At 44.7% G+C, this 24,296-nt stretch carries 20 protein-coding genes and 1 pseudogene; 18 read left to right on the top strand and 3 right to left on the bottom strand.

Features of this window, described 5'->3' with window-relative positions:
- Positions 1-94: 94 nt before the first annotated feature.
- Together ACYQ0Y_RS04565 and ACYQ0Y_RS04560 are read right to left on the bottom strand one after the other, a co-directional pair.
- Positions 95-1,330: an ABC-F family ATP-binding cassette domain-containing protein gene (locus tag ACYQ0Y_RS04565; protein WP_456237531.1), complete on the bottom strand. Its 1,236-nt coding sequence runs from the start codon at positions 1,328-1,330 to the stop codon at positions 95-97.
- 180 nt (positions 1,331-1,510) lie between these two features.
- A pseudogene (locus ACYQ0Y_RS04560) lies at positions 1,511-1,951 on the bottom strand (ATP-binding cassette domain-containing protein); the annotation flags it as partial.
- Positions 1,952-2,416: 465 nt separating this feature from the next.
- On the opposite strand from ACYQ0Y_RS04560, the gene ACYQ0Y_RS04555 reads away from it, so the two are divergent.
- From ACYQ0Y_RS04555 to ACYQ0Y_RS04535, 5 genes are all read left to right on the top strand, one after another.
- Positions 2,417-3,076, top strand: a complete 660-nt coding sequence (locus tag ACYQ0Y_RS04555) for a redox-sensing transcriptional repressor Rex (protein WP_407883972.1) — start codon at positions 2,417-2,419, stop codon at positions 3,074-3,076.
- 276 nt (positions 3,077-3,352) lie between these two features.
- Positions 3,353-3,637 (top strand): co-chaperone GroES, encoded by a 285-nt coding sequence (groES, locus tag ACYQ0Y_RS04550; protein WP_407883971.1) that lies wholly within the window; start codon positions 3,353-3,355, stop codon positions 3,635-3,637.
- Positions 3,638-3,697: 60 nt separating this feature from the next.
- On the top strand, positions 3,698-5,329 hold the full coding sequence (gene groL / locus ACYQ0Y_RS04545; RefSeq protein ID WP_407883969.1) for a chaperonin GroEL: 1,632 nt from the start codon (positions 3,698-3,700) through the stop codon (positions 5,327-5,329).
- 394 nt (positions 5,330-5,723) lie between these two features.
- Complete coding sequence (locus ACYQ0Y_RS04540; RefSeq protein WP_407883967.1) at positions 5,724-7,559, top strand: APC family permease; 1,836 nt, start codon at positions 5,724-5,726, stop codon at positions 7,557-7,559.
- Between the two features lie 266 nt (positions 7,560-7,825).
- A complete protein-coding gene (locus ACYQ0Y_RS04535; protein ID WP_407883965.1) occupies positions 7,826-8,716 on the top strand; it encodes a phosphate ABC transporter substrate-binding protein PstS family protein in 891 nt (296 codons plus the stop codon).
- 58 nt (positions 8,717-8,774) lie between these two features.
- Here the strand turns inward: ACYQ0Y_RS04535 and ACYQ0Y_RS04530 are convergent, their stop codons facing one another.
- Entirely contained in the window at positions 8,775-9,419 is a 645-nt protein-coding gene (locus tag ACYQ0Y_RS04530) for a YigZ family protein (RefSeq protein WP_407883963.1), read from the bottom strand.
- Positions 9,420-9,501: 82 nt separating this feature from the next.
- On the opposite strand from ACYQ0Y_RS04530, the gene ACYQ0Y_RS04525 reads away from it, so the two are divergent.
- The 13 genes from ACYQ0Y_RS04525 to phoU all read left to right on the top strand — a co-directional run bounded on the left by ACYQ0Y_RS04525 (position 9,502) and on the right by phoU (position 23,763).
- The gene (locus ACYQ0Y_RS04525; RefSeq protein WP_407883961.1) at positions 9,502-10,836 is read left to right on the top strand and encodes an ATP-dependent helicase ComFA; all 1,335 of its coding nucleotides are present in this window, start codon (positions 9,502-9,504) and stop codon (positions 10,834-10,836) included.
- Positions 10,821-11,513, top strand: coding sequence for a ComF family protein (locus ACYQ0Y_RS04520; protein WP_407883960.1), 693 nt, complete (start codon positions 10,821-10,823; stop codon positions 11,511-11,513). Before ACYQ0Y_RS04525 ends, ACYQ0Y_RS04520 begins: the two co-directional genes overlap by 16 nt.
- 343 nt (positions 11,514-11,856) lie before the next feature.
- Positions 11,857-12,417 (top strand): ribosome hibernation-promoting factor, HPF/YfiA family, encoded by a 561-nt coding sequence (gene hpf, locus ACYQ0Y_RS04515; RefSeq protein ID WP_407883958.1) that lies wholly within the window; start codon positions 11,857-11,859, stop codon positions 12,415-12,417.
- A gap of 200 nt (positions 12,418-12,617) precedes the next feature.
- Positions 12,618-14,981 (top strand): preprotein translocase subunit SecA, encoded by a 2,364-nt coding sequence (gene secA / locus ACYQ0Y_RS04510; RefSeq protein WP_407883956.1) that lies wholly within the window; start codon positions 12,618-12,620, stop codon positions 14,979-14,981.
- 96 nt (positions 14,982-15,077) lie between these two features.
- Positions 15,078-16,194 (top strand): peptide chain release factor 2 gene (prfB, locus tag ACYQ0Y_RS04505; RefSeq protein ID WP_407883954.1). Its coding sequence is split into 2 segments (ribosomal slippage): positions 15,078-15,149 and positions 15,151-16,194, totalling 1,116 coding nucleotides; the frame shifts between segments, so codons are not numbered across the junction.
- Between the two features lie 212 nt (positions 16,195-16,406).
- Positions 16,407-17,099, top strand: a complete 693-nt coding sequence (locus ACYQ0Y_RS04500; RefSeq protein ID WP_407883952.1) for a response regulator transcription factor — start codon at positions 16,407-16,409, stop codon at positions 17,097-17,099.
- A gap of 3 nt (positions 17,100-17,102) precedes the next feature.
- On the top strand, positions 17,103-18,482 hold the full coding sequence (locus tag ACYQ0Y_RS04495) for a sensor histidine kinase (protein ID WP_407883951.1): 1,380 nt from the start codon (positions 17,103-17,105) through the stop codon (positions 18,480-18,482).
- Positions 18,483-18,685: 203 nt separating this feature from the next.
- Positions 18,686-19,561 (top strand): phosphate ABC transporter substrate-binding protein PstS family protein, encoded by an 876-nt coding sequence (locus ACYQ0Y_RS04490; RefSeq protein ID WP_407883949.1) that lies wholly within the window; start codon positions 18,686-18,688, stop codon positions 19,559-19,561.
- Between the two features lie 21 nt (positions 19,562-19,582).
- Positions 19,583-20,500, top strand: coding sequence for a phosphate ABC transporter permease subunit PstC (pstC, locus tag ACYQ0Y_RS04485; RefSeq protein ID WP_407883947.1), 918 nt, complete (start codon positions 19,583-19,585; stop codon positions 20,498-20,500).
- Complete coding sequence (pstA, locus tag ACYQ0Y_RS04480; RefSeq protein ID WP_407883945.1) at positions 20,500-21,387, top strand: phosphate ABC transporter permease PstA; 888 nt, start codon at positions 20,500-20,502, stop codon at positions 21,385-21,387. Before pstC ends, pstA begins: the two co-directional genes overlap by 1 nt.
- A gap of 21 nt (positions 21,388-21,408) precedes the next feature.
- On the top strand, positions 21,409-22,227 hold the full coding sequence (gene pstB, locus ACYQ0Y_RS04475; RefSeq protein ID WP_407884028.1) for a phosphate ABC transporter ATP-binding protein PstB: 819 nt from the start codon (positions 21,409-21,411) through the stop codon (positions 22,225-22,227).
- Between the two features lie 50 nt (positions 22,228-22,277).
- A complete protein-coding gene (gene pstB, locus ACYQ0Y_RS04470; RefSeq protein WP_407883943.1) occupies positions 22,278-23,036 on the top strand; it encodes a phosphate ABC transporter ATP-binding protein PstB in 759 nt (252 codons plus the stop codon).
- Between the two features lie 40 nt (positions 23,037-23,076).
- Positions 23,077-23,763: a phosphate signaling complex protein PhoU gene (phoU, locus tag ACYQ0Y_RS04465; protein WP_407883941.1), complete on the top strand. Its 687-nt coding sequence runs from the start codon at positions 23,077-23,079 to the stop codon at positions 23,761-23,763.
- Positions 23,764-24,296: the final 533 nt, after the last annotated feature.

Below are 24,296 nucleotides of genomic sequence, written 5' to 3'. Positions count from 1 at the left end.
CTTTTTTGGTCGAATGAGTGATTGAATCATTTGAGTCTAAAAACTTCGTAACTGGTAAAATTTGTGAATCACTAGACATCTGTTGAACGGGTGCTTAATCTAAATGATGATTTTGGTTAAATTGTTCCAACGTCTCACTGGCCACTGTCCACTGTTGTTCGATTGTTTCATTTTCTTGATTAAGGGCGTCTAGTTTATGCTGTAAATCGGTCAGCTTCCCGATATCAGCTGCGTTTTCAGGCGCTTGCATTGTGGTGGTGACCTGACGTATTTCGGCATCTAGTTGGTCAATCTGTTCTTCCAATGTGTCGACTAAGCGTTGATGCTTTCGCTGCTCACGTAGGTCGGCTTTGCTAGCTTGGTAGGCCGTGTTAGCAGCGTTAGTCGTGGGTTGTTGATTAAGCTCACTTGGGGTTTGCTGACTCAAGGCAGCTTGATAGTCATCATAATCACCCTCGAACCAGCGCGTACCACTAGCAGATAGTTCAACGACTTCGGTTGCGACTTGATTAATGAAGTAACGGTCATGTGAGACGAATAAGACGGTGCCCATAAACTCATTGAGCGCTTCTTCAAGCACTTCTCGTGAATCGATGTCTAAGTGATTGGTGGGTTCATCTAGAATCAAGAAATTGTCGTGATCGAGTGACAGCTTGGTTAAGGACAACCGCGCTCGTTCACCCCCACTTAATGCGCTAACAGGTTTAGCAACATCATCACCAGTGAACAGAAAACTGCCTAATAGTGTTCGAATTTCACGTTCTGCCATGGTTGGATGGTCATCCCAAATTTCATTTAAAACGGTCTTTTCATCATGGAGAACGGCTTGTTCCTGATCGTAGTAACCAATGGTGACATTGGCTCCAATTTTGATCGTGCCTGCTAAAGCTGGTCGCTGCGATAAAATTGTTTTTAAAAGCGTCGACTTACCAACGCCATTTGGTCCGACAATACCGACTGCATGCTGTTTAATGACGTTAAGGTCAATATGATTCGCTAATGGCATCTCGGCAGTATAGCCAATCTGCAAATCAGCAACTTTCAAGACTTCTTTGCCACTGTCATGCTCAGGCTGGAAGCGAATGCGAATTGAACGATCATCATCCTTTGGTGCTTCTAGGCGATCCATTTTGGCTAATTGTTTGCGACGGGCCTGTGCTCGTTTTGTTGTAGAGGCGCGCACGATATTTTTATTAACAAAGTCTTCCAATGCACTAATTTGGGCTTGCTGTTTGTCAAACGCACGTTGTTGTGTTTTGATACGCGCTGCTTTTTGTTGTAGATAAGCAGAATAATTTCCTTTGTAGTGAGTGAGGGTGCCTTGGTTCATGTCATAAATAGTCGTAACCACATGGTCCAGAAAGTATCGATCATGAGAGACAATCAGGACAGCTCCGGGATATCCCTTAAGATAATCTTCCAGCCAAGATAGGGTTTGAATATCTAAGTGGTTGGTCGGTTCGTCTAAAATCAGTAAGTCTGGTTGCTGCAATAAGTACTTTGCTAAGGCTAGCTGTGTTTTTTGACCACCTGAAAATTGCGTGACGTTGCGATCATACGTATCTTCATCAAAGTGAAAGGCATGTAAGACACCGCGGATCAGGGCTTGATAGCCATAACCATTGTGGTCGCTAAAATTTTGTTGTAGTTGATCATATTCGCTTAAATAACGGTGGTAAGTCGTACTTTGATGATCTGCTGTGGGATCCGCAATCAGCGCTTCTAATTCGTGTAATCGATGTTCTTGTTGACGCTGTAAACTAAATACAGTGAGCATCTCGTTCCAGACAGTATTATTTGAAGTTAGCCCGGCATCTTGGGGGAGGTATCCCACCGTAACTGCTTTACCAGTGGAGATGGTGCCAGCATCAGGTTCATTTAAGCCTGCAATCATTTTTAATAAGGTTGATTTGCCAGCGCCATTGCGACCAACTAAGCCGACACGTGCGTGATCTTCAACCGTCATAGAGACATTTTCAAATAAGGTATCGGCGCCGAAACGACGTGCGACTGCTTGTACTTGGAGAACATACATAGTCGAAAACTCCTTCACTCATCAAACGATTTCATAACTACCATTCTAACATGTCGAGCAATGAAGCGGCATGGGTTACCAAGCGGCTGCGCTGATTGAGCTTGTGAAACAAGTGGTTGGTAAAGGATTAATGACGATGATTATAAAAGTTCGTGATTTTAATTAATATCAACAGTACGAAGTTTTAGGAAAAAGACAGTCGATTCAAAAGCTTTCAGATCAAGGTAAATCAGGATTTTATTAAGCCAAACGGCAAGAAACTTTGTGAAAGAAACAGATAAAAGAATGAAATTTACTTCACAATAAGTGACCCTATGCTATAATTGGTCTACACATTAGTTTCACAAGCGATACTAATCGAACAAAAAGGAGTGAACCGTCGTGGCCGAACAACGAATTCCACGTGCGACAGCAAAACGGCTGCCGATCTATTACCGTTATTTAAACATTTTATTGGATGCGGATAAGACCCGCGTTTCTTCAACCCAGTTATCGGAGGCGGTTAAAGTCGACTCTGCAACTATTCGTCGCGACTTTTCATACTTTGGTGCCCTCGGCAAAAGAGGCTACGGTTATGATGTTGCAAAGCTCATTGAGTTCTTTAAAAAGATTCTGAATCAAGATCAATTGACCAATGTTGCATTAGTTGGGGTGGGGAATTTAGGCCATGCATTATTGAACTTTAATTTTCATCAAAACAGCAATGTTCGTATCAGCGCAGCCTTTGATGTTAACGACAATATCGTAAACACAGTTCAAAGTGGTGTGCCAATTTATCCATTATCAGAAATGGGCCGTCAATTGCAGGATCAGCAAATCTCGATCGCCATCGTAACCGTTCCAGAACGTACAGCACAGGATGTGACGGAACAATTGGTTAAGGCCGGAATCAAGGGGATTCTGAACTTTACGCCACGTCGCTTGTCTGTACCTGACTCAGTGCGGGTTCAAAACGTTGATTTGACTAATGAATTACAGACACTCATTTATTTCATTGATCATTATGCTGAGATTCTACCAACTGAGGGTGAACAAGGATAAACAGTTGTGATTATTAGCTGAATACAAAAGGATGAACGTCGGTTGCTTTGCGAAGTGACTGACGTTTTTTTAAGCATCGCCCAGCTTAATCCTTATGCCTTGTTGACAGCTATCAATTAGCAGTGTGGGTCCGGGGCTGCTAATTTTTTTGACTAAGTTTGACCAAAAGCCTTGCATTCAGAATCGGGGATGGTTATTATAGACCTTGTTGTTAGCACTTAGACATTAAGAGTGCTAAAAGCGTTTATTTCAACGAAAATTATTGGAGGGATTAACGTGTTAAAACCATTAGGAGATCGTGTTATTTTACAAGCTTCTGAAGAAGAAGAACAAACCGTTGGCGGTATTGTCTTGGCAAGTAATGCGCAAGAAAAACCAACGACTGGAAAAGTTATCTCTGTCGGTGCTGGCCGTGTATTGGACAACGGTGACTCTGTTGCACCATCCGTTAAGGAAGGCGACACAGTAATGTTTGACAAGTACGCCGGGACCCAAGTGACTTATGACGGTGCAGATTACCTAGTTCTCCATGAAAAAGATATTGTCGCAATTGTTGAATAATTTTCGACCTAAATTGCGTAAATAAAGACGAAATAAAAAATAGTTGAGGTGGAAATTCACATGGCTAAAGATCTAAAGTTTTCTGAAGATGCCCGCAGCTCAATGCTTGCTGGGGTTGATAAATTAGCGAACACGGTTAAAACCACACTTGGACCAAAAGGTCGCAACGTTGTACTTGAACAAAGTTATGGTTCACCAACCATCACTAATGATGGTGTAACGATTGCTAAAGCAGTTGAATTGGCTGACCATTTCGAAAACATGGGTGCAAAGTTGGTTGCTGAAGTTGCTTCTAAGACTAATGACATCGCTGGTGACGGGACGACAACTGCTACGGTGCTCACACAATCCATCGTAAACGAAGGCATGAAGAATGTGACTGCCGGTGCCAACCCAGTTGGGATCCGGACAGGGATTGAAAAAGCGACCAATGCAGCCGTTGATGCTTTACACAAGATGAGCCACGACGTCAAAACTAAGTCAGACATTGCTCAGATTGCTTCGATTTCGGCTGCAGATCCAGAAGTTGGTGAATTGATTGCTGACGCAATGGAAAAGGTTGGCAATGATGGCGTTATCACCATTGAAGAATCTAAGGGGATCGAGACTACTTCGGATGTAGTTGAAGGGATGCAGTTTGACCGTGGATACATGAGTCAATACATGGTTACCGATAATGACAAGATGGAAGCTGACTTGGATAACCCATACATCTTGATCACGGATAAGAAGATTGCTAACATCCAAGACATTTTGCCATTACTGCAATCAGTTGTTGAACAGGGCCGTGCTTTACTGATCATCGCTGATGACATTACTGGTGAAGCATTGCCAACGTTAGTCTTGAACAAGATGCGTGGTACGTTTAACGTCGTTGCTGTTAAGGCCCCTGGCTTTGGTGATCGGCGCAAAGCGCAGTTGGAAGATATTGCTGCTTTGACTGGTGGTACTGTGATTACTGACGACCTCGGCTTGAACTTGAAAGACACGACTGTCGAACAGTTGGGTCAAGCTGGTAAAGTTACTGTTACCAAAGATAACACGACGATCGTTGAAGGCGCTGGTAACAAGGCCGACGTTGACGAACGGGTTGCCAACATTCGAACTGAGTTAGAAGCAACGACTTCAGACTTCGACAAAGAAAAGTTACAAGAACGTTTAGCTAAGTTATCTGGTGGGGTTGCCCGAATTAACGTCGGTGCTGCAACTGAGACCGAATTGAAGGAACGTCGTTACCGGATTGAAGATGCGTTGAATGCGACGCGAGCCGCAGTTGAAGAAGGCTTCGTTTCTGGTGGTGGTACTGCATTAGTTAACGTTATCGAAGCAGTCGCTGCATTGGAAGAAGAAGGCGACGTTCAAACGGGAATTAATATTGTTCTGCGTGCGCTTGAAGAACCAGTGCGTCAGATTGCTGAAAACGCTGGTAAAGAGGGCTCAGTGATCGTTGAAAAGCTGAAGTCACAGAAACCAGGGATTGGTTACAATGCTGCAACTGATGACTGGGTGGACATGGTTGATGCTGGGATCGTGGACCCAACCAAAGTAACACGGTCAGCCTTGCAAAATGCTGCGTCCGTTTCCTCCTTATTATTAACGACCGAAGCCGTTGTGGCTGAAGAACCAAAGCAGGATAACGGTGCTGATGCAGCAGCTGCTGCTCAAGCTGCTCAAATGGGCGGTATGATGTAGGCTAAAACGCCAACCGTTGATTGATTAAGACTGTTTAATAAACAAGGTGCTCACCAATTTTAGTTGGTTGAGCACCTTGTTTGCATTTATCACGTAATCTGTTTAATTTGGACTAGCTCTTGTCTAACACCTTTTAATTTAGTCGAAAGGGAATATCTAATTACGATTGTTTCTATTGCTTATCAGTGTTCGACAACAATGACTTGTTTGACACTAATTTTTCACATGGCCTTTATGCAAAATCTAGTGTAAGATAAGTTAGCTGAAAGCCGCAGAATATTGCTGGCTTTTTTGACGTTTGTGGGCGAGAAATTTGTGACGCAAATGTCGTTGTCAGTAACTTTAATTTATAGAAGGTAGGTGCAATGTTGTACCTGCCAAAGGGAGTTTCAAAATGTGGCGGTATTTAAAGCGATTGCTCATTGGTAAACCGCTAAAAACTTTGGATGAAGGCGGTCAGGCACTGACCAAATTTAAGGCCTTGGCGTTGCTTTCATCAGATGCATTGTCCTCTGTTGCGTACGGGACTGAACAGATCACCACGGTGTTGGTCACATTATCGGCAGCAGCTATTTGGTTTTCTTTACCAATTGCCGGCATTGTCCTCATTTTGTTGTTGGCGATCACGTTGTCTTATCAACAGATCATTCACGCATACCCATCAGGTGGGGGCGCCTATGTGGTTGCGACGACTAATTGGGGCCGTCCAGCTGGGCTAGTGGCTGGTGGATCCTTATTGGTGGACTACATGCTGACCGTGGCCGTTTCGGTAACATCAGGTACCGAAGCGATCACCTCAGCAATTCCAGCCTTATATCATCATCAAGTAGCAATCTCGATTGTTATCGTGTTATTTGTGATGACGCTGAATTTGCGTGGTATGAGTGAATCAGCCAACTTCTTGACGATTCCGGTATATTTCTTTGTGGTCATGATTTTAATCATGATTATCGTGGGAATTTATAATATTGTGACTGGTCAAATTACCTATCATGCCACTGCGGCAGTCGGGGCTCCCGTCCAAGGAATGACGGCGTTACTCTTTATTAAAGCCTTTAGTTCAGGTTCGTCTTCATTGACTGGGGTGGAAGCAATCAGTAATGCGGTGCCAAACTTCAAGAAACCAAAAACGAATAATGCAGCGGCGACATTAGCCATCATGGCCACGATTCTTGCGTTCTTCTTCGGGGGGATCACCTTTATCAACTACTGGTTAGGGATTAAGCCGATGGCGACTCAAACCGTGCTTTCACAAATTGGTGTCGGCATTTTTGGTCACGGCTTGATGTATTACTTGTTACAAACAGCCACTGCGATGATTTTGGCCGTTGCAGCTAACACTGGGTTTTCAGCGTTTCCAATTCTGGCCTTTAACTTGGCTAAGGATAAGAACCTGCCACATGCCTACATGGACCGCGGTGATCGACTAGGCTATTCCAACGGAATTATCACCTTGGCCGCCGGTGCGATTGCATTAATCGTGATTTTTAATGCTCAGACGACGTTGCTAATTCCGCTTTATGCGGTCGGGGTCTTTGTCCCATTTGCGTTATCACAATCAGGCATGATTATTCATTGGCGTCGAGAGAAGACTGGCTTTTGGCAAGGGAAAGCCTTTATTAACTTTGTCGGGGCATTCATATCTGCAGCCATTGCGATTTTCTTATTTGTGACTCGTTTTGGCAATGTTTGGCCTTACCCGCTGGTGATGGCCTTGCTTATGTGGGTTTTTCATAAAATTCATCAGCATTACAAAACGGTTGCTGAACAATTAAGGGTTGCCGAAAATATTGAAACAGCTCCTCATCACTACGATGGTGCGACCGTGATCGTTTTGGTTTCTAACGTTACTCGAGTTACCAAAAATGCGATTGACTATGCTGAATCAATTGGAGACTACGTCATTGCGATGCACGTGTCCTTCGATCAAAATCCAAATAAGGAAAAAGAAACCGTCACGGAATTTAAACGGGATTTTCCTAACGTCCGTTTCGTTGATATTCACTCATCGTATCGCTCCGTTTCTGGGCCGGTTTTGCGTTTCTGTGATGTTATTGCCAAACGAGCGGCTGAGCGTAATTATACGACGACTGTTTTGGTCCCGCAGTTTGTACCACGACGACCCTGGCAAAACATTTTGCATAACCAAACAAGTTTACGGTTAAGGTCTGTATTGAATTCACGCGAAAACATCATCGTTTCAACCTACAACTATCATTTAAAACAGTAAGCATTTGCCTGATTAAATCAGGCAATAAGTTTGGTGCTGGGGATGCTTATCAAAAAGCGAGCGGGACATCAGCCGGTAAACGACTTATGTTCCGCTTTTTGGTGGTTTAGCACTTGTTTTTGTCTCAACCGCCTATTTAGCGATATTTACGTATTGTTTACGTAAACAATACAGCTTCATCATGATCATTTTACATTGCCTCAGTATGCTTAATGTACCGAGTCAGTTGTCGCTGATTTCGGCAATAAGAGAGAAGAGGTTGAACCATGAAAAAAGCAGTTTTAGCGAGTGTACTTGGGTTAAGCTTAGTTATGACGTTAGCAGGGTGCGCATCAGACAAAAAGAGTAGTGCAGCCCAAGCTGATCAAAAGCTGTCGGGGAAAGTGGTTGCAGTTGGATCAACCGCTTTACAACCATTAGTTGAACAAGCTGGTCAAACCTTTCAAGAAAAAAATAGCGGTGTTACCATCAATGTCCAAGGTGGCGGTTCTGGCGCCGGCTTAGGTCAAGTTCAAAAAGGAGCAGTTAACATCGGCAATTCAGATTTATTTGCCGAAGAACAAAAAGGACTTGATCGGACAGGGATGAAGGACCATAAGTTTGCGGTTGTTGGGATGGCTCCAGTTGTTAATAAAGATGCCGACGTGAAAGATATTAGCAAACAACAGTTGATTGATATTTTTACCGGTAAAATCACGAACTGGAAAGAAGTTGGTGGGGCTGACCAAAAGATTGTGGTTATTAATCGGGCCAAAGGATCAGGCACCCGAGCAACATTTGAAAAATATGGGCTCGATGGTGCTCAAGCAATGCAAAGCCAGGAACAAGATTCTAATGGAACCGTTCAAAAGATCGTTGCTACGACGCCTGGGGCCGTTAGCTACTTAGCCTTTTCCTATGTCAAAGACACGTTACAACCGTTGTCAATTGATCGTGTCGCCCCAACCGATGCCAACGTTGCAACAAACAAATGGCATATTTGGTCGTATGAACACATGTACACCAAAGGCAAAGAAAGTGCGACGACTAAGGCCTTCCTGACCTACATGACGAGTTCGTCGGTTCAAAAGGGATTAGTGAAAAAATTAGGCTATATTCCATTGACGAGTATGCAAGTCAATCGAACTGTTGACGGCGCGGTGCAAGATCGTAAATAAATCGCTTTAATTTAAACCAAAAAACTGATCATGTGACTTCGGTGAAGAAATCACATGATCAGTTTTTTGATTGATAAGGGATCCACGCGGTGGTTGGCATTGTCTCGAGAATTTGTGCGCGACCGTTGGTTTGATTCATTAAATCAGTTTCAAAAGTGTCGTCGGACGATTCGAGTAGAAGTGTTAAGGTAACGGCTGCGCCATAATCGACATGATCAATGTTGACGACCCGCTCAGTGAGCCAATTCATCAGCGGCTCAGCTTGATCATAGTTGAGGGAGATTTGATACGCAGTTAATGATTGTCGTTGCAAACGCGGGGCTTGATTGACTACGAGACTAGCTGAGCTACCGTATGCACGAATCAGGCCACCAGCGCCTAGTTTGATGCCGCCAAAAAAGCGCGTGACAATGATAATGACGTTGTGCAAATTGTCATTCGTTATAACATTTAACACTGGGGAAGCAGCTGTGCCACTTGGCTCACCATCATCGCTTTGCCGGGTAATTTCATTGTGGTCGCCTAAGACATAAGCGTACACGTGATGGGTTGCTTTAGGCAGTGATGACTTAACCTCGTTAATGACTTGATTGGCGGCAACTTCAGAGGAAATTGGTGCAATGGTAGCTATGAAACGTGATTTCTTAATCGTTTGTTCGATGGTTGTTTGTTGAGCAACGGTGATTAAAGTGGGTTGATCCATTGAGATTTTCTCCATCAAATTAAGTTTGTTTTCCGTATGTCATTAGGTAGCCAATAGTCTGAAATTGGGAGGAAAACTTGATATGCAAGCTGGATTATTATACGGGCGCCAGTTGACCGCCATTGATTTGCCCCAAGATGCTGATGTGACAAGATTTAACCACCGTCCAAGTATGATCGAACATGGTCGCTGGATTATTTGTCAACGTTGCCATGAACGCTCATTGAAACAACAAGTTCGTTTACCGGCAGGCGGCTATTATTGTCCCGCTTGTTTCTTATTAGGCGCTGTTCATAGTCAGCAACCGTTGTTTTCGTTACCGGAGCCTAATTATTTCACACCGGTAGCTCAACCGCTATCGTGGCGCGGAACATTGACCCGGTTACAAAAACAATGTGCGACTCAAATTAACGATGTGTTTCGGCAAAATCAGCAGCATCTATTATGGGCGGTAACAGGAGCAGGTAAGACAGAAATGCTTTTTTTAGGACTAGCTGATGCGATTCGTATGGGTAAGCGAGTTGCGATTGCTTCACCACGAGTGGATGTTTGTTTAGAACTGTATCCGCGCCTGCAGGCAGCCTTCACTGAGGTGCCCATTGCATTATTGTACGGCCATCAGACGGAACCGTATCAATATCGACAGGTCACCATCTGCACGACCCATCAGCTATTGCGATTTTACCACGCCTTTGACGTACTGATTGTTGATGAGGTGGATGCTTTTCCGTTTGCACAAAATCCCCGTTTGGGTTTTGCAGTTCAACAAGCCGTAAAGCCACAATCAGCTTTACTCTATCTAACAGCCACGCCCAGTCGCCAACTTTTGTGGGAAGTTCACCGGGGGAAATTGTCGATTAGCTATTTGCCGCTGCGATTTCATGGTCATCTGTTACCAGAAATTCGTTTGCGATTGGCTTTACGTTGGCGAGCTAATTTAAAACGAGGAAAATTACCTAGGCAGCTGTTGATGGCGATTAAGCAATGTTGTGAACAGCACCGCCGTTTTTTACTATTTGTTCCCCACGTGAGCCAATTGGCACCGATAGCAGCGGTTATTCGGCAAAAATTGCCAATGGCCGAGTTTGCGACCGTTCATGCTAGTGATGAGCAACGAGCGGTCAAAGTAGTGCAAATGCGCGAGCAAAAGCTTGATTTTTTGATTACCACCACGATTTTAGAGCGCGGGGTAACTCTACCAGAAATTGACGTTTTTGTCTTAGGTGCCGATGATGATGTGTTTTCAAGCGCAGCACTGGTCCAAATGGCCGGACGCGCTGGTCGCAGTGCAAAAGATCCGACCGGGCGCGTTATTTTCTGGATTGCCGAGCAAACGCTCGCACTCAAACGAGCGCGTCAACAGATTCGGCTCGTGAACCGAAAGGGGCGGCGATTACCAGAATGTCAGTCTGCTTGATGTGTCAGCGGCCAATTCAAACACTAGTTTCCTTGCAGATGTTGCTGCACTGGCAAAAATTGGTTCAGCCGACTATCTGTGATACCTGTTGGCAGCAATTCACTCAAATTAATCACCAACCACTTTGTCCGCAATGTGGCCGTGTGCAAGATTCGCCAGTGATTTGTTATGATTGTCGGCGCTGGCAACAAGTGTTAGCGGAGCCGATGATCAAAAATCGGGGATTATTTATTTATGATACAGCGATGCATGATTTTATGGTGCAGTATAAGTTTCGTAGTGCATTACATTTAGCTGCCGTTTTTACCGAAAAAATTGCCCAAACGATTGCGCAACAAGCGGTGGACTTAGTGGTTCCCATGCCGGTTGCAGAAACAACTTTTACGCAACGGGGGTTCAACCAGACGATAGCACTGCTAGCCCAATGCCCTAACGTTGTTTCAGCTTTAGCCGTGATCGACCAGGCAAAAGGCCATCAGGTTAGGCGCAACCGGCAAAATCGAATGAGCGTGCAGCAACCATTCGGGTTAGTGGCTGATCTCCGTTCAAAATTACGCAATAAGCGCGTGCTAATCTTTGATGATGTATACACAACCGGTCGCACCATGCAATTTGCTGTCCAAGCAATCAGACCCGCTCAACCCCTATCAATCACAGCTCTGACGCTGGCACGATGAACTTGCTCTTTGAAGATGAGATGGACTCGGTCTCATACGCTTTTGTAAACGCGCTCGCCAGACCTGAGCCCTGTGCACAACGGACAATTGCAACCATGCAAAACCTGCCTAACTGCGATTGTCCGTTGTTACGCGGGCTCACTCGGTCTGGCTCACGTTATGAGAACGATATTAATTGAGTGTTCATCTTTGGTTGGGTATAATGGGGTTACAGATAGCGATAGAGTGGTCCTAACGTTATCGGATCAATTGCCACAAAAAAAGACAATTGAATTGGCGACGCGACATTCGCGTTTAAGCCTCCGCGAAAGCGGGAACTTAGTTCGGAAGGGAGCGAAGTTTTATGTTAGATGTACAGACTCGTGGAGAAAACATCTCAGTAACCGATGCACTCAGAGACTATGTTGAAAAAAAGGTCACCAAGTTGGAACGGTACCTGGATCCTAACGTAAATGCGGTTGCCCATGCAAATTTACGGGTGTACCCAAATAAAACAGCGAAAGCTGAAGTTACCATCCCACTTCCATATTTGACGTTACGCGCTGAAGAAACATCGGATGATCTATACAAGAGTATTGATACGATGTCCGATCGGCTTGAACGACAGATTAGAAAGTACAAGACTAAGGTAAACCGTAAGTCCCGTGAGAAAGGTTACAAAGGCTTAGACTTCCGTCCAGAAGAAGAAGCTGCGATGACGGCGCAACCAGAGACTAGATTTGACGTAGTTCGAACCAAGAGCTTGCAACTAAAGCCAATGGATAATGAAGAAGCTATTTTACAAATGGACCTGTTAGGTCATGACTTCTTTATTTACGAAGATGCAGAGACGAATGATGTCAATGTCGTTTATCGGCGCAATGATGGTCGGTATGGTCTGCTGCAAGCAGGCGCTAATGAATAATTCAAATAAATTAGGAGCTGCGGTTGATTGCCGTGGCTTTTTTTATGTTAATGAATAAGAAAGAATTGCTTGCGTCGCTCAACGCATTTACCTCTGATTTTAAATTGTGTCACTTTTCATTCGCCGACGAAAATGATAAACTTAGAATTTGATATACTGCATTATTTGTAACGTTTAATGAGGGAAGGAAAAGTTACAACATGCCAAATGTCTTACAGAGATGGGTTGAATCTGACACCCGTAAAATCCGGCGGCTCGGCCATGTGGCTGATCAAGTGATGGCCTATGAGGATGAGTACGCAAAATTAAGTGATGAAGAATTACAAGCTAAAACACCAGCGTTTCAAGAACGTATTAAAAATGGTGAATCTTTAGATGATTTATTGCCAGAAGCCTTTGCTGTTGCCCGTGAAGGGGCCAAGCGGGTCTTAGGCTTATTTCCATTCCGGGTTCAAATCATGGGGGGGATTGTTCTCCATCGTGGTGATATTGCCGAAATGAAGACTGGTGAAGGAAAAACATTAACGGCGACGATGCCCGTATACCTCAATGCATTGGGTGGCAAGGGTGTTCACGTGGTGACAGTTAATGAATATTTGTCAGCTCGTGATGCCACAGAAATGGGTGAGCTCTATAATTGGCTTGGCCTGACAGTGGGGATCAATTCATCAGAGAAATCGTCTGAAGAAAAACGGGCGGCTTACAATGCTGATATTACCTATTCCACCAATGGGGAAATTGGTTTTGATTATCTGCGTGACAACATGGTTGTGTACAAAGAGGATCAAGTTCAGCGCGGCCTTAACTTTGCCATCATCGATGAAGTTGACTCAATTTTAATTGATGAGTCGCGGACCCCATTGATTATCTCTGGTGGTGCCACGACCAGCTCTAGCTTGTATGAACGAGCGGATCGCTTTGCCAAAACACTGCGAGAAAAGAGCGATTTTAAGGTCGATTTGGAATCCAAGACAGTGTCTTTGACGGATGAAGGGAATCGAAAAGCTGAAGAATACTTTGATTTAGATAACCTATATGATACGGAAAACACTGCGTTAACGCATCATATTGACCAAGCTTTACGGGCTAACTACATCATGTTCAATAATATTGATTATGTGGTGCAGGAAGGCGAAGTCATGATCGTGGATTCATTTACTGGACGGATCATGGAAGGCCGTCGCTTCTCTGATGGCCTACACCAGGCCTTGGAAGCGAAAGAACACGTTGAGATTCAAGAAGAGTCGAAGACGATGGCTAACATTACGTACCAAAACTTATTCCGGATGTATAGCAAACTTTCAGGGATGACTGGGACGGCGAAAACCGAACAGGAAGAATTTCGTGAAATTTACAATATGGAAGTTGTGACGATTCCGACGAACCGCCCAGTCGCACGTAAAGATGAGCCTGATTTACTTTATCCAAGTTTGAAGAGTAAGTTCAAAGCGGTTGTTGAAGAAATTCAGCGCTTGCATGAAAAAGGTCAACCCATGCTAATTGGGACGGTGGCTGTGGAAACATCTGAATACCTATCTCATCAATTGGACGGGTTAAAGATTCCCCACAATGTATTAAACGCGAAGAACCATGCTCGTGAAGCCGAAATTATTATGAACGCGGGACAAAAGGGCGCGGTTACCATTGCGACGAACATGGCCGGACGTGGGACTGATATCAAATTAGGACCTGAAGTCAAAGAACTAGGTGGTTTAGCGGTCATTGGGACTGAACGGCATGAGTCGCGACGGATTGATAATCAATTGCGGGGCCGTTCTGGTCGTCAAGGTGATCCGGGCTTTTCACAATTTTATTTGTCCTTAGAAGACGACTTGATGTTGCGATTTGGTTCTGAACGGGTCAAAGCCATTTTGCAGCGGATGAATGTGGAAGATGACGATGCGGTGATTAAGAGCCGTTTGATCACCCGCCAAGTTGAGTCAGCGCAAAAACGAGTTGAAGGGAATAACTACGATTCGCGGAAAAACGTGCTTCAATATGACGATGTGATGCGTGAACAACGGGAAGTCATCTATAAGCAGCGTCAATTAATCATTACCGAAGCGGATGACTTGAAGTGGGTCATGATGCCGATGATCGAGCGGACCGTTAACCGGATCGTCGATATGCATACCAACGGGGACCAAAAGAATTGGGAACTGGACAATATCGTCGATTTTGCCACAGCGGCGATGGTTAACGAAGATGTTATTACGACAGAAATGTTAGCGGGAAAGACTGCCGACGAGATTAAGGCCCTCTTGATGGAACAGGCCAACCGGGTCTTTGAAGAAAAGCAACAACAACTCTACGATCCTAATCAGATGCTTGAATTTGAAAAAGTGGTCATTCTACGTTGTGTGGACTCACATTGGACCGATCATATCGACACATTGGATCAATTGCGTCAGTCGATTCAGTTACGTGGTTACGGTCAATTGAACCCGTTAATTGAGTATCAAAGTAATGCGTTTACGATGTTTGGGGAAATGATCTTTGATATTGAATATGATGCGACGCGTCTGTTCATGAAGAGTGAAATTCGCCAGAATATGGAACGTTAATTTAAGCATATGAGGCAACCGGAGACTAGATTACTTGAGGCTCCGGTTGTTGTGCAATTAAGGGTCAAAAATTCATAGAAATAAGGAGTGGTTGGAATGGAATTAGCCGAAGCTCGGCAAAAATTAGCTGACATGCAACAACAAATCACGAACTTTAGGGGGTCACTTTGACCTCGAAGCCTTGAATGAAAGCATTTCAGAAAACGAAGCTAAAATGGCTGAACCAGATTTTTGGAACGACAACGTCGCTGCTCAAAAATTGATCGATGCGAATAACGCGTTAAAAGCGAAACATGACACATTTATGGAGTTACAAGAAGCAGTTGAAAATTTGGCGGTTACCATCGAGTTATTAGAGGAAGATGACGACCCTGAAATGGCTGCTCAACTAGATACTGACGTGGCGGATACTGCCAGACGGCTGCAGGCGTACCGGTTAACTCAACTGCTTGATGAACCTTACGACGCAAACAATGCAATTTTAGAAATTCACCCTGGTGCGGGGGGAACTGAATCCCAAGATTGGGGTCAAAACTTGCTACGTATGTATACGCGGTGGGCTGAACAGCATGGGTTTAGCGTCGATATTGAAGATTATCAGGCTGGCGATGTTGCCGGTTTGGATAGTGCGACGGTGTTGATTTCAGGTACGAATGCCTATGGCTATCTACGTAGTGAAAAAGGCGTTCATCGATTTGTCCGCATCTCGCCCTTTGATTCGGCTGGGCGTCGCCACACCTCATTTGTGAGTGTGGATGTGATGCCAGAGCTAGATGATTCAGTGGAAGTTGATTTAAATCCGGATGATATTCGGATGGAGGTCTTTCGTTCCAGCGGAGCTGGTGGGCAGCACATTAACAAGACATCATCGGCCGTGCGACTGATCCATGAGCCGACTGGTATCGTGGTTTCGTCACAAGCACAGCGGTCACAATTTCAAAACAAAGCGACGGCGATGGCGATGTTGAAAGCGAAACTCTACGAACGTGAGGAGCAAAAGAAGGCCGAAGAAAAGGCCAAACTTGAGGGAACTCAGATGGAAATTGGCTGGGGGTCGCAAATTCGTTCGTATGTTTTCCAACCCTACACCATGGTGAAAGACCACCGTACTAATTATGAAACGGGTAATGCGCAGGCAGTGCTTGATGGTGACCTTGATCCATTTATTGATGCCTACTTGCAGTGGAATTTAAAGCAAAAGAATCCTGAATAGCTTGATTGAGAGAGCGGGACACGAGTCACTTGACTTGTGATCCCGTATTTTTGACGATTTAGGTTGGAAGTGATATTTAGATTTTAGCTTTGTCCTAAACGCTTTTTGTTGACCCGTTAATGCTCAGGATCATCCCAGGCTGGTTCCACTCTGAGTTTATTGCTATACTCTCTGCAGAAGCACGCATGGCACCAATAAGAGAGGATCAAAGCATGAAACGAATTTTAGTGGTTGATGATGAACCAAGTATTGTGACGTTGCTGCAATATAACTTGGAACAGGCAGGTTATGCAGTTGATACTGCCGCCACAGGAGCGGATGCCTTAACTAAAATCACCGCCAACGCATATTTTTGTGTGTTGCTCGATTTAATGCTCCCTGAGTTAGATGGTATGGAAGTCACCAAGCGCGCGCGACAGGCGGGTAATGACACACCTATTATTATTGTCACAGCCAAAGGAGAAGAATTTGATCGCGTTTTTGGACTGGAAATTGGAGCCGATGATTATGTCACCAAACCATTTTCGCCGCGAGAGATCTTGGCGCGGATTAAGGCCGTTACGCGACGCAGTGAACGTGTTACACCAACAGAACAGCAACTCGTTCGGAAAATCACAATCGGAGATTTGTCGGTTGATGAAGATCGCTTGCGGGTTACACGATCTGGTGAATCAATTGTTTTAACGCCAAAAGAATTTGAATTATTAGATTATTTAATCCATCGGCAAGGCCGTGTCTTAGATCGGGAAACTTTGTTAAACGGCGTGTGGGGATTTGACTACGCTGGCGACACGCGGATGGTAGACATGCATATCAGTCATCTGCGTGAGAAAATTGAAGCCGATCCTAAGCACCCGCGATATTTAAAAACGGTGCGGGGCTTTGGGTATCAATTTGGAGATTAAATCATGCGAACGTTTAAATTACGATTATTGGTAATTGCCGGACTGATGAACTTTATCTTGCTGGCAAGTTTATTGGCCACCATTAATGATGGGCAGTCCAGTCAACGTGGCTGGGTGATCGCCGGCCTGGTTATCGGAGCCATGTTAATTGAATTGGGGATTATTTGGCGATTAGTGGCTGCCCAAGAACACGTCGTACATGACCTAACAACCCAAGTTATGAAACTAACCGCGCCGGACCAAACGCATCGTATCCTACTGCCCGCCGATCATGCCTATGCAGATTTGGGCCAAGCAATCAATATGGCTGCGGAAGCGTTGCGTCATCAAAGTCATGTCTTTCAGCGTCAAGAAAATGAACTAGATAATTTATTGAAATATCTACCGGTGGGGGTAATGGTCATTGATCGACGTCGGCAAACTCAGTTAATGAATCCAATGGCCGTCCAATTACTTGAAACCGAGCAATTGCCATTACCACATTTGTATACGCAAGATATTAAACAATTTGATTTAACTGCCCAAATTGAGGCGGCGTTACGAGAGCAAGCTAATCGTCGCCAGACTTTAACCCTCACATTACCGGCCACCAAACGAACGTTAGAGGTTTCAACGATTTTTACAGAACCGCGACCCTATCATCCACAAGTGTTGGTTCTGCTTTATGATTTAACCGAGGTTGCACGGATTGAGCAGATGCAGGTTGATTTTGTGGCGAATGCTTCTCATGAATTAAAAACCCCGTTAACTGCAATCACGGGCTTTTCAGAGACTTTATTAGCTGGGGCGGATATGGATCCACAAAAACGTCGCGAGTTTTTGACAATCATTAATGATCAAGCACATCAGCTGATGCTATTGATCGAGGATGTTTTGTCTGTTTCACGATTGCAGAACCCAACCAAACGAGCATTGGTCATGACAAAAGTTGACATTAAGACGTTGATTGATCAACAGATCCAGTTACAAAGTCAATCGATTCGCCGCCGTTCATTAACTGTGGTGAATGCCATTTCGCCACAGTTCAAAGTTCAAACTGATGCGGCTAAATTTGATCAGATTGCAAACAACTTGCTGTCAAACGCGATTAAGTATAATCATGATGCTGGCCAGATTACCATTAATGCCACGGCAACGCCAACTGGCTGGCAGCTGACCGTTACTGACACCGGTCAAGGAATGACTGTTGAGCAACAAGAGCGAATTTTTGAACGTTTTTATCGAGGAGATCCTTCACGCAATAAACAACGAATTCCTGGTACAGGGCTGGGGCTAGCAATTGTCAAAGAGTTGACAGAGTTATTAGGTGGGCACATCGTCGTTAGTAGCCGACCTGAGGCGGGGACAACCATGACGGTTCAATTTCCAGAAAAAATTAAGTAATAATTTCCCAGTGATTTTAGCGTTTGCGCTAGCATTTAGTCAGAAATGACAAAGCTAGCCCAGACGCTTTTTCATATTTACAAAACCTTTACATAACGTCCTTAGCTTCTTTACATTGGCCCGCTAGACTTAGTTAGAGTTGATGGGGAGCAATACGTTGGCGCCAAACGTGTTCATTTCCGCATTGATTTCAGGAGGGTACTATGAATAAACGACAGTTTTGGCTGGTTGTGTTAGTCGTTGGCATTGCAGGACTTTTAACCGCCGGCTACCAGACACGCCAGCGCGCCATGCGCGACGGTTCAATTACCGTCGTTGGTTCGACCGCGTTACAACCATTAGTCGAAGCCGCCGGTGAACAATATGCAGGCGATCACTTAGGCGTATTTATCAATGTCCAAGGTGGTGGCTCGGGAACAGGACTGAGTCAGATTCAGTCCGGTGCAGTAGCCATTGGGAATTCTGATGTCTTTGCGGAAGAACAAAGCGGGATTCAGTCAAAACAACTCGTCGATCACCGTGTCGCGGTGGTGGGGATCGTGCCAATTATTAATCCTAAGGTTGGTGTGACTAATTTGACAACGACGCAACTGCAACGAATTTTTGATGGTACCTATACGAATTGGCGCCAACTTGGTGGTACCAACGTTCCTATTACCATCATTAACCGAGCGCAAGGTTCTGGAACACGGGCGACGTTTGAACGTTGGGCCTTGGCTGGGCATCAGGTTAAAACGGCGCAGGCCCAAGATTCGTCGGGAATGGTTCGCTCGATTGTCAGTTCTACGCCAGGCGCCATTAGTTATGTTGCTTTTTCCTACGCAGATAAATCAGTGAAGAAGGTCGCTTTAAATGGTGTTAGCCCAACCAATCGCAATGTCACCACTGGTAAATGGCCAGTGTGGTCTTATGAACATATGTACACAAAAGGGCAACCCACCGGTGTGACTAAATCCTTCCTCAACTATATCCAATCACCGCGGATTCAAACCACGCTGGTTCAGCAACTAGGGTACATTAGTATGTCTCAGATGCAAATCAAACGCAGTGTTAGTGGTGAAGTGACACCGGTTCGCTGACAAATAAGGGGTAAGAGTGAAATGGATAAAATCAAAACAGCCTTACAACAGACTTCTCAAGCGACACGAACCGAACGCCGCGGGCGAGTGATTAGCTTTTTAGCTTTATTGTTAATTCTGGTGGTGGTGGTTGCCATTTTCTGGTTCGTGGCGGCCAAGGGGTTAGCAACTTTTTTTGAAAATCATGTTAACCCATGGGACTTTTTAACTGGAAAAACATGGGATCCATCGGTCTCGGTTCACGGAAAACCCCAAGTTGGTGCGTTACCGATGATTGTTGGCTCATTTTTAATCACGCTATTATCAGCCGTCGTTGCCACCCCATTTGCAATCGGAACGGCTGTATTCATGAATGAGATTGCACCGAAAAATGGCGCCAAGATTCTCCAACCAGTCACTGAATTGTTGGTTGGCATTCCATCAGTGGTTTATGGATTTATCGGCTTAAGTGTGGTTGTTCCGTTTGTCCGTCACACATTTGGTGGCAGTGGTTTTGGTATTCTATCGGGAACATTTGTCTTATTTGTCATGATTCTCCCAACAGTAACCTCAATGACTGCAGATACGTTAAAATCAGTCCCTCGTTACTATCGTGAAGCGTCATTGGCGCTAGGTGCGACCCGTTGGCAAACGATTTACAAGGTCGTTTTACGGGCAGCCACGCCGGGGATCTTAACGGCAATTGTCTTTGGCATGGCGAGAGCTTTCGGTGAGGCGCTGGCAGTTCAAATGGTTGTTGGGAATGCAACGTTATTGCCACATAACCTTGTTTCACCGTCATCGACATTAACGTCTGTGCTGACGGAAGGAATTGGTAATACAGTAATGGGTAGTTTGCAAAACAACGCCTTGTGGTCACTGGCTTTGGTCTTACTCGTTATGTCACTGGTCTTTAACGTTGTTATCCGTTTGATTGGTCGGAAAGGGGCACTTCGCTAATGAATGCAAAGACAGCAGATAAAGTGGCCACTGGCATTTTTTATGGTATTGCGGGAACTGTGATCCTTATCTTGATTTTCTTACTGGGCTATATTCTATTAGCCGGTTTTCCCAAACTCACTTGGCAATTTCTCACGACACCGGCCAAAGCTTTTAGTGCTGGCGGGGGCATTGGCATTCAGCTCTTTAACTCATTTTATTTACTCATCTTAGCGATGCTCATCTCATTTCCAATCGCATTAGGCGCAGGCATTTATTTGAATGAATATGCGCAGAAAAATTGGGTGACGACATTGATTCGCTCCGCAATCGAAATTTTGAGTTCGCTGCCATCCGTGGTCGTTGGTTTATTTGGCTTCTTACTCTTCGTCGTTCGGTTCAAAATGGGCTTTTCAATTCTTTCTGGTGCTTTAGCGCTAACATTCTTCAACTTACCACTGCTGACTCGCAGTATCGAAGGCTCCTTGGCAGCAATTCCCAACTTGCAGCGAGAGGCGGGATTAGCATTAGGGCTATCGCGATGGGAAACGGTAACTCACATCATTTTGCCCGTAGCGGTACCCAGTATTTTAACTGGTGTTATCTTGAGCGCAGGTCGCGTTTTTGGTGAAGCTGCCGCTTTGATTTATACATCTGGCCAATCAGCGCCAGCTTTAAATTTTGCGGATTGGAATCCATTTAACATCGCCAGTCCATTGAACCCAATGCGTCCTGCCGAAACGTTAGCCGTTCATATCTGGAAAATTAACTCAGAAGGCATCATGCCAGATGCCAGCGCTGTTTCAGCCGGCTCTTCAGCGGTTCTAGTGTTGGCAGTGCTACTATTCAATGTTTTAGCTCGTTGGGTGGGCCAACGCGTCTATCGACACTTAACGGCGGCGGATTGATACGAGGAGGAAATGGTTATGATGACCGAACCATCAGCATCTACAACGCAAGCACCTGAGCGAAACATTTTTCAATTTGATGAGCAACAACATGAAATCGCACTCTCAACACACAATTTACATGTTTATTATGGTGACAATGAAGCACTCAGCGAGGGCGATCTACAGTTTGAACGCTACAAAATCACAGCCTTAATTGGCGCGTCAGGTTCAGGGAAATCAACTTTTTTGCGATCGCTTAACCGGATGAACGATGGTGTTGCCCGGGTTGACGGACAAATTATGTATCGTGGCTTAGACATTAATAGTAATCAAATTGATGTGTACGAGATGCGGCGGCACATTGGGATGGTGTTTCAACGACCAAATCCATTTGCTAAGTCGATCTACGACAACATCACGTTTGCATTAAAGCAACGTGGCTTACGAGATCGTCATCAACTTGATGAAATTGTCGAAACGTCCTTACGGCAAGCCGCGATGTGGGATCAAGTCAAAGATGAGTTGCATAAGAGCGCCCTTGCTTTATCGGGCGGGCAACAACAGCGTTTGTGTATTGCTCGCGCAGTTGCGATGAAACCGGACATTTTATTGCTAGACGAACCGGCAAGTGCGTTAGATCCCGTGGCGACCTCACAGATTGAAGATACGTTACTGAAATTAAAAGAACACTATACGATTATTATCGTCACGCATAACATGCAACAAGCCGCCAGAATTAGCGACTTCACTGCTTTCTTTCATCTAGGCAAGGTATTGGAATATGATGAAGCGCGTAAAATCTTCACCCGCCCTAAGGTTGCCATCACTAACGACTATATTTCCGGTAACTTTGGCTAAGTTGTAACTGACTTGATTGAAATTGCAGGTGGTCATGAGAGGAGAATGACATGGCAACACCCATCATTGAGACTGATAATTTACATTTATTTTATGGGCAAAAAGAGGCACTAAAGGGAATTAATTTGTCTTTTCAAGAAAAGGGCATTTCGGCTCTAATTGGTCCGTCAGGTTGTGGTAAGTCGACTTTTTTACGTAGTTTGAATCGAATGAATGACCTCATCGATGGGGTGACGATTACCGGCAATGTCCTTTTTAAAGATCAAAATATTTATGCGCCCGGGGAAGATATTGTGGCGCTCCGAAAACAAGTTGGTATGGTCTTTCAACAACCCAATCCGTTTCCCTTTTCGATTTATGAAAATGTGGTTTATGGGTTACGCTTAGCGGGCGTGCGTGACAAACAGGTTTTGGATGAAGCCGTGGAAAATAGTCTTAAACAAGCGGCCATCTGGGATGAAGTTAAAGATGATCTCCACAAGAACGCGTTGGCACTTTCCGGTGGGCAACAACAGCGAATTTGTATTGCGCGGGTCTTAGCCGTTTCTCCGGATGTCCTTCTACTGGACGAACCGACCAGTGCGTTAGATCCGGTTTCAAGCCACGTGATCGAAGAAACTTTATTAAAGTTAAGGTATGACTACACAATCATCATGGTGACGCATAACCTGCAGCAAGCGTCACGGATTGCAGACCGCACCGCCTTCTTTTTACAAGGTGAACTCATTGAGGTTAACGACACAAAAACGATGTTTATGGAACCAGCGCGACAGGAGACTCAAGATTATATTTCAGGGCGGTTTGGTTAAGGCGGAACCCCCTAAATAAGGGGATAGAGGTGCAAAAACGATGAGACGACTATTTGATGATGAACTAAATGATCTAGACACTGGGTTTACAGAGTTAGGGATGTTAGTTTCAGAAGCGATTGGAAAGGCAGTAACGGCGTTTGTTAACCACGATCGCACCGTTGCTCAAGCTGTCATCGATAATGATCATCAGATTAATGATCGAGAGGTTAGCTTAGAAAAAAAATCGTTTGAAATGATTGCGTTATATCAACCTGTGACAACAGATCTACGGGAGATTGTCACCATTTTGAAAGCTGTATCAGATTTAGAACGAATGGGTGATTATGCGCGTAGTGTTGCTCAATCAACGATTCGAGTGAAAGGCAATAAACGCGTGGCTGTCATTGAACAACATATTTCTGAAATGGGCCGGATTGTTCAGCAAATGGTCGCTGATGTTTTAGATGCTTATGTGAAAGATGACGATCAGCGGGCTCGACAAATTGCCTTAGTGGATGCTAGAGCTGGCGATTATTACCAATTGATTTATCGAGAGAGTATCGATCAAATGCGACAGGATCCTGAAGTAGTTGTGGGTAGTACAGATTACATGGCTGTCGCTCAATTTTTGAAACGGATTGGTGATTACGTGACCAATATTTGTGAATGGATTGTCTATTTACAAACCGGAAAGATCGTAGAATTAAATCCGCGTAATACAACTGACACACCAACCGACGAGTAATCGATTTTGATCAAATTTAACAATCTGTAAACTAACAAGCTACCGACCATTAATTTTGGCGGTGGCTTTTTATTAAATATCGCCAGGCTTGTAGGCTTCTTTTCGTTCAATTAAAATATTTGATAATTTGATCAGGAGCCCATATTAAGTTTGATGCCGATGTGAGACGATTTAGATGGGTGAGTCGTGGACTTTATGTAGGACGCATACCTTGTTAAAACACGTTCGCCAGACCTGATCCTAGTGCCCAACCAACAACCATAACTGGGTGAAAACCACCCGAGTGATCTTGTCCGTTGGCGTTCGGGATCACGCGGGTCTGGTTCACATTCTGGTCAAAACGCGCTTGTCATCACGGAAACCTGGGCCCAACCAGAAACCCTGCTCGGGCCAAGAACGCCCGCTCATGATTTCCCGTTGGTGCTTGTCTTCACCCGTGATGGCTCACGCTCTAGTTTTGAAAAATTGGTCAGATGACTTTTAATGCGATAAAATTAGGACATTCAAATTTATGAGGAAACATTGAGGTGATT

It is taken from the genome of Furfurilactobacillus curtus, from assembly GCF_054657915.1.
Note: the sequence above shows the minus strand (reverse complement) of the source record. Positions and strands in the feature narration are given on the sequence as shown.

Excerpts from the sequence above, each read along its gene's own strand:
- pstC (WP_407883947.1), top strand. The coding sequence starts at position 19,583 with ATGGATAAAATCAAAACAGCCTTACAACAGACTTCTCAAGCGACACGA.
- pstB (WP_407883943.1), top strand. The coding sequence starts at position 22,278 with ATGGCAACACCCATCATTGAGACTGATAATTTACATTTATTTTATGGG.
- secA (WP_407883956.1), top strand. The coding sequence starts at position 12,618 with ATGCCAAATGTCTTACAGAGATGGGTTGAATCTGACACCCGTAAAATC.
- ACYQ0Y_RS04535 (WP_407883965.1), top strand. The coding sequence starts at position 7,826 with ATGAAAAAAGCAGTTTTAGCGAGTGTACTTGGGTTAAGCTTAGTTATG.
- hpf (WP_407883958.1), top strand. The coding sequence starts at position 11,857 with ATGTTAGATGTACAGACTCGTGGAGAAAACATCTCAGTAACCGATGCA.
- groL (WP_407883969.1), top strand. The coding sequence starts at position 3,698 with ATGGCTAAAGATCTAAAGTTTTCTGAAGATGCCCGCAGCTCAATGCTT.
- ACYQ0Y_RS04540 (WP_407883967.1), top strand. The coding sequence starts at position 5,724 with ATGTGGCGGTATTTAAAGCGATTGCTCATTGGTAAACCGCTAAAAACT.
- phoU (WP_407883941.1), top strand. The coding sequence starts at position 23,077 with ATGAGACGACTATTTGATGATGAACTAAATGATCTAGACACTGGGTTT.
- ACYQ0Y_RS04495 (WP_407883951.1), top strand. The coding sequence starts at position 17,103 with ATGCGAACGTTTAAATTACGATTATTGGTAATTGCCGGACTGATGAAC.
- pstA (WP_407883945.1), top strand. The coding sequence starts at position 20,500 with ATGAATGCAAAGACAGCAGATAAAGTGGCCACTGGCATTTTTTATGGT.
- pstB (WP_407884028.1), top strand. The coding sequence starts at position 21,409 with ATGACCGAACCATCAGCATCTACAACGCAAGCACCTGAGCGAAACATT.
- ACYQ0Y_RS04525 (WP_407883961.1), top strand. The coding sequence starts at position 9,502 with ATGCAAGCTGGATTATTATACGGGCGCCAGTTGACCGCCATTGATTTG.
- ACYQ0Y_RS04530 (WP_407883963.1), bottom strand. The coding sequence starts at position 9,419 with ATGGATCAACCCACTTTAATCACCGTTGCTCAACAAACAACCATCGAA.
- ACYQ0Y_RS04490 (WP_407883949.1), top strand. The coding sequence starts at position 18,686 with ATGAATAAACGACAGTTTTGGCTGGTTGTGTTAGTCGTTGGCATTGCA.
- ACYQ0Y_RS04565 (WP_456237531.1), bottom strand. The coding sequence starts at position 1,330 with ATGAACCAAGGCACCCTCACTCACTACAAAGGAAATTATTCTGCTTAT.
- ACYQ0Y_RS04500 (WP_407883952.1), top strand. The coding sequence starts at position 16,407 with ATGAAACGAATTTTAGTGGTTGATGATGAACCAAGTATTGTGACGTTG.
- ACYQ0Y_RS04520 (WP_407883960.1), top strand. The coding sequence starts at position 10,821 with ATGTCAGTCTGCTTGATGTGTCAGCGGCCAATTCAAACACTAGTTTCC.